At 38.4% G+C, this 541-nt stretch carries 1 protein-coding gene; it reads right to left on the bottom strand.

What is annotated here, in order from left to right; genetic code table 11:
• A partial coding sequence (locus tag ACTNEN_RS13360) for a class I SAM-dependent methyltransferase (RefSeq protein WP_441206955.1) occupies positions 1-531 on the bottom strand: 531 nt, incomplete at its 3' end.
• Positions 532-541 lie beyond the last annotated feature (10 nt).

The raw sequence follows: 541 nt of genomic DNA, 5'->3' as shown, positions 1-541 counted from the left end.
ACAAGGGTGTTGCGTTGCAAAGACAAAAATTCCGCTTTCCTGCAACAGTTCATAAACAGCCATAAGAAGTGGTTCAATATCCGTAATATCCATAATTGCCATATTAGAAACTGCTTTCGTAAAGGCTCGATTTCTTTTTAATTCTAATATACTTTTTCTATCGGTCGCATCCGCCACACAAAATTCAATTTGTTTTGCATATTGTGATTGCCGTCTTTTAGCCAATTCTATCATTTTTTTGCTGTAATCAAAAGCGACAACCGAAGCGCCTCTTTGTGCAAGATACGAAGAATAATTTCCATTGCCACACGCAATATCCAAAATGTAATCCGCAGGATTAGGAGATAGAAGTTCCGTTACTTTGGGACGCACTACCTCTCTGTGAAATTCATTAGATTCGTCACCCATTGCATTATCCCAAAATTGTGCGTTCTCCTCCCAGATTTTTTTACTTTCCTCTGTTCCCATGTTCTCTCCCACTCCCCAAATTTGCTTTTTTGCTTCCATTAAATCTTCCTTACTATATTCCATTGTTACCCTC

This window comes from Oribacterium sp. HCP28S3_H8 (genome assembly GCF_052064775.1).
GTDB lineage: Bacteria > Bacillota > Clostridia > Lachnospirales > Lachnospiraceae > Oribacterium.
Note: the sequence above shows the minus strand (reverse complement) of the source record. Positions and strands in the feature narration are given on the sequence as shown.